The following is a 4604-nucleotide window of genomic DNA, read 5'->3' as shown; positions in this document are numbered from 1 at the left end:
CCCCGTCCGCCCGTATGTCCATCCGCGTCGTGACGAAGTGCCCCGTCCCCAGCTTTGTCGTCTTGCGCTCCGACACGGCTTCGATCACCGCGTCGAAGGTGATGCGGTCGCCGGGCCGCAGCGGCCGCAGGTACTCCTGCTCGCAGTCGGTGGCGACGACGGAGGTGTACCCGGCGCCGTCCAGCAGCGCGAAGAGTTCGTCGAACGCGCCCGAGCGGTCCGTATGGCCGGAGAGGCCACCCATCGTCCAGGCCTGGAGCATCGTCGGCGGGGCGATGGCGTCGGGCCCCCGATAGGCCGGACCGGTGTCGCCCACCGCCTCGCACCAGTGCCTGATCATCGGCGCGTTGACCAGGTCCTTGCCCACCCCCGCGCGCGCGGCCGACCGCCCCTCGTACGCCTTGAGCCGTTCGTGGGGGAGCACGTCCACGGGCCGGGCGGTACGCGCCTCAGGCACCGACTCCCCCGACGCCGCCTCCTCCTGCACCGACTCCCCCGGCGCCGACTCCCCCTGCGCCACCTCGCTCATCGCCGCCCCCTCCGCATCCCCAGCCGCATCGTCGCGACGATCTCCCGCTGGATCTCGCTCACTCCGCCCCCGAAGGTGTTGATCTGCGCCGCACGGTTCATCCGCTCCAGTTCGCCGCCCCCGAAGGCGCCCGGTGAACCGGCCCGCACCAGGGCGGCGTCCCCGGCCACCTCCTGGCACATCCGGTAGACCTCGACGGCGCTCTCCGTGCCGGCGAACTTCGCCCCGCCCGCGTCTCCGGGGTTGAGCGACCCGGCGCCCACGTCCCCGACCAGCCGCCAGTTCAGCAGCCGGGTCGCGGCGAGCCGGGCGTGCGCCTCGGCGAGCCGGGACCGTACCCAGGGCCGGTCCGCGGGCCGTTCGCCGGTCTCCGGATCCGGCGTACGGGCGTACGCCAGCGCCGCGTCGAAGGAGTCCTCGGCCTGCATCCCGAGGGCGGCCAGGGCGACGCGTTCGTGGTTGAGCTGGTGGGTGATCAGCTGCCAGCCGCCGTTCTCCGCACCGACCAGGTTCCCGGCCGGGACGCGAATGCCGTCGTAGTAGGTGGCGGTGGTCATCAGCCCGCCGACCGTCTCGATCGGCGTCCAGGAGAAGCCGGGTGCATCGGTGGGCACCAGGATGAGGGAGATGCCGCGGTGCTTGGGCGCGTCGGGGTCGGTGCGGCAGGCGAGCCAGATCCAGTCGGCCCGGTGGGCGTTGCTGGTGAAGCTCTTGGCGCCGTTGATCAGCCAGTGGGCGTCCTCGGCCGCGCCCTCTCCACCCGGCCTTTTCGCCGCACCACCCGGCTGTTTCACCGCACCACCCGGCTGTTTCACCGCGCGGGTGCGGAGTGCGGCGAGGTCCGTGCCGGCCTCGGGCTCCGTATAGCCGATCGCGAAGACCAGCTCGCCACTGAGGATCCGGGGCAGGAAGAAGTCCTTCTGCTGCGGGGTGCCGTACGCCATCAGGGTCGGGCCGACGGTGTTGAGGGTGACCATCGAGACCGGAGCGCCCGCGCGGTACGCCTCGTCGAAGAAGACGAACTGCTCGTCGGGCCCGCGGCCCTGCCCGCCGTACGCGGTCGGCCAGCCCAGCCCCAGCATGCCGTCGGCGCCGATCCGGCGCAGCACCGCACGCTGCTCCGCGGCATCCTCGACCGGCCCGTTCGGCAGCAACTCACGGAAGTAGCGGCGGAGTTGGCCGCGCAACTGCTCCTGGCGCGCGGTCGGGGCGAGGTGCACGTCGGCGGCCTCCCCTTCTGGTGGCCGTACGCCCGGCCCCGGTGCGCAGGGAGCCGGGCACACGAACGAAGCGAGCGGGTTTCTGACTGTCCGTCAGAAACCCGCTCACTGTCAAGGCCGGCGCAGCGAACTCCGGAGCAGCCCCATTCACTCCGTGCCGGCCCTGACGCCTCACCCGTCGGTCAGCCGCACCGCACTCCCCTTGCGGCGGGCCGCCGACTCACCAGAGCTTGGTGAAGTTGACGGTGGTGTTGGTCTGGTCGATCTGCGTGGGGCCGGAGCCGTTCACGCTCGCGGTGTTGTTCTGATTGGCGGCGCCGGCTCCGTTGGCGACCTGCTGCCCGGTGGTCGAATTGCCGAGATTGGCGCCGCCGACACCGCTCCCCGCCTGGCTCGTCGCCGCCGAACTCGACCCGCCGGTCGCAAAGCCACCGTTGTCGGCCTGCGCCACGCCGGCGCAGAGCACGGCCGCGAAGGGAAGCGCGGCGGCAGCGGCGAGGACGCCGGCGGTACGGATGCTTGCCATGTTTCTCTTCCTCCTACGGAACACGACTTCTGGATCTGCCGCGCCGGCTCTGGCGCGGATCTGCTGCGCGGGGGTCTGATGTACGGCTGACATACGACTCTGATGTACGGCTCTGATGTACGGCTCCGACGCACGACTCTGATGCGGCTCTGCTGTACGGCACTGCTGGTACGACTCTGATGCGCGGGACCGGAATTGCTGGAACTTTGTTGTGTCACCGGGTAGTTGGCCGACCACCGCGGGGCTTGCCTCGACGTCGCGCACTCAGGCTTGCCCACGAATCCGCGGCGAACCCATCGCGAGGGCCCGATTCCCCCGCAAGCATGATCACCCCCGGATAAACCTCTGCCGCCCGCGCACAGGCCGCTCCCTCCACACCCCCTTCCCTTCATCGAACGTTCGTACGAAAATGGAGCCATGGCCACGCACCGACGCCATGAACGCCACACCGAAACACCGACCGACCGCCAGCCCGACCCACGCCCCGACCACCCGCCCGACCTGCGAGCTGACCTGCCGCCCGACGTGACGGCTGACGTCCCTGCCGGCCCGCACCCTTCCGGCGCCGGGGCACCCGGCCCCGCACCCACCGAGCCGCCGGAACCGCACGCCGCCGCGCTCGCCGAGGCGCTCCTCGCCGCCGGCCGCGGCTACCCCGTCATCCCGCTGACCCGCAACAAGCTCCCCGCCATACGGTCCCCGCACCGCGGCCGTCCCGCGGCCCCGCCCTGCCGCGGCGAGTGCGGCCGGCTCGGGCACGGCATCCATGACGCGAGCACCGACCCGCTCGCCATCCGCCGGATGTTCGCCACCGCCCCCTGGGCCACCGGCTACGGCATCGCCTGCGGCCGGCTCCCGCACCACCTCATCGGCGTCGACCTCGACACCAAGAACGGCGCCGACGGCCTGACCGCCCTGCGGTTCCTCGCCGAACAGCACGACTTCCCGATCCCGCCGACCGTCACGGTCCTCACCCCCAGCGGCGGCCGCCACCTCTGGTTCACCGGCCCGCCGACCCCACCCGTACCGAATTCGGCCGGGCGGCTCGCCCCGGGCATCGACATCCGCGGCACAGCCGGCTATCTCGTGGGCCCCGGCTCCGTCACCACCCACGGGCGATACACCCACGCACCGCACACCCCCCGCCAGCCCGCCCCGCTGCCGGACACCCTGCTCAACCTCCTCCTCGCCCCGCCGCCGTCCGCCCACCGGGAGTCCCCGCCCGGCGTCCCGCCCCAACACGCCGCGGCGCTCATACGCTTCGTACGCACCTCCCCGGACGGCCAGCGCAACGCCCGGCTCTTCTGGGCCGCCTGCCGCGCCCACGAAGCCGGCCTCGGCCAGGAACTCGCCGCCCGCCTGACCAAGGCCGCCCGCGACACCGGCCTGTCCGCACAAGAGGCCCGCGCAACGATCGCCTCAGCGGCCCGCGCCACACCCCACAGCCACTAGCGACATCGCACATGGCCGTACACCACTGCCCCCAGCCACAGGCTCCAAGGCTCACCCCACACCTCTATGCCTTACGCGCCTCGATCAGGAACCGGCTCGTCCGCGCCACGAACGCCCCCTCGCGACGCATCAACTCATCCAGCTCCCGCAACCGCTCCCGATAGCGCTCCACCGTGAATCCGGGGACCATCCACACCACCTTCCGCAGGAAGTAGACGACCGCCCCGATGTCGAAGAACTCGGTCCGCAGCGACTCCACGCGCAGATCGACCACCTCAAGACCCGCCGCCTCCGCCGCCCGGCGCGCGTCCTCGGGATGACGGGCCCGCCGTACGTGCTCCGGCTGCGGCCCCAGAAAGTACTCGACCAGCTCGAACACGCTGGCCGGACCGACCTGTTGGGAGAAGTACGTGCCCCCGGGCCGCAGCACGCGGGCGATCTCCGGCCACCACACGGTCACCGGATGACGGCTCGTCACCAGGTCGAACGCCGCATCGCCGAACGGCAGCGGCGGCTCGTCCGCATCGGCCACCACGACCGCACCGCGCGGATGCAACAACGCGGTGGCCTTGGCGACATTCGGCGGCCAGGACTCCGTCGCCACCATCACCGGCGGCAGCTTCGCCGCCCCGGCGAGCACCTCACCGCCGCCGGTCTGGACGTCCAAGGCGGCCGACGCCCGCGCCAGCCGCTCGCCCATCGCCCGCTGATACCCCCACGAGGGCCGCTCCTCCGTGGCCCGCCCGTCCAGCCACGAGAAGTCCCACCCCTCGACCGATACAGCCTCGGCCTCAGCCACCAATTCCTCAAACGAACGCGCCATACCTCCACAGTCACCGCAAAGCCCCAACCCCGCCAACGATTTACGCCCCCACGC

Annotated in this window: 5 protein-coding genes; 1 reads left to right on the top strand and 4 read right to left on the bottom strand. The window is 72.0% G+C overall.

Annotated elements, in window-relative coordinates; all coding sequences use genetic code 11:
• From EST54_RS33360 to EST54_RS33345, 3 genes are all read right to left on the bottom strand, one after another.
• Positions 1-529 (bottom strand): FAS1-like dehydratase domain-containing protein (locus tag EST54_RS33360; RefSeq protein WP_244942672.1); only part of this gene is annotated, 529 nt, incomplete at its 3' end.
• A complete protein-coding gene (locus EST54_RS33350; protein ID WP_129251413.1) occupies positions 526-1749 on the bottom strand; it encodes an acyl-CoA dehydrogenase family protein in 1224 nt (407 codons plus the stop codon). The genes EST54_RS33360 and EST54_RS33350, both read right to left, overlap by 4 nt.
• A gap of 220 nt (positions 1750-1969) precedes the next feature.
• Positions 1970-2275, bottom strand: a complete 306-nt coding sequence (locus EST54_RS33345; protein ID WP_129251412.1) for a hypothetical protein — start codon at positions 2273-2275, stop codon at positions 1970-1972.
• Between the two features lie 417 nt (positions 2276-2692).
• Between EST54_RS33345 and EST54_RS33340 the strand changes: the two genes are divergently transcribed.
• Complete coding sequence (locus EST54_RS33340) at positions 2693-3727, top strand: bifunctional DNA primase/polymerase (protein ID WP_239013180.1); 1035 nt, start codon at positions 2693-2695, stop codon at positions 3725-3727.
• Positions 3728-3791: 64 nt separating this feature from the next.
• Here EST54_RS33340 and EST54_RS33335 read toward each other — a convergent pair whose 3' ends face one another.
• The gene (locus EST54_RS33335) at positions 3792-4550 is read right to left on the bottom strand and encodes a class I SAM-dependent methyltransferase (protein ID WP_129251411.1); all 759 of its coding nucleotides are present in this window, start codon (positions 4548-4550) and stop codon (positions 3792-3794) included.
• Positions 4551-4604 lie beyond the last annotated feature (54 nt).

The organism is Streptomyces sioyaensis (assembly GCF_004122735.1).
Classification (GTDB): domain Bacteria; phylum Actinomycetota; class Actinomycetes; order Streptomycetales; family Streptomycetaceae; genus Streptomyces; species Streptomyces sioyaensis.
This window is presented reverse-complemented; position numbering and strand designations above follow the sequence as displayed.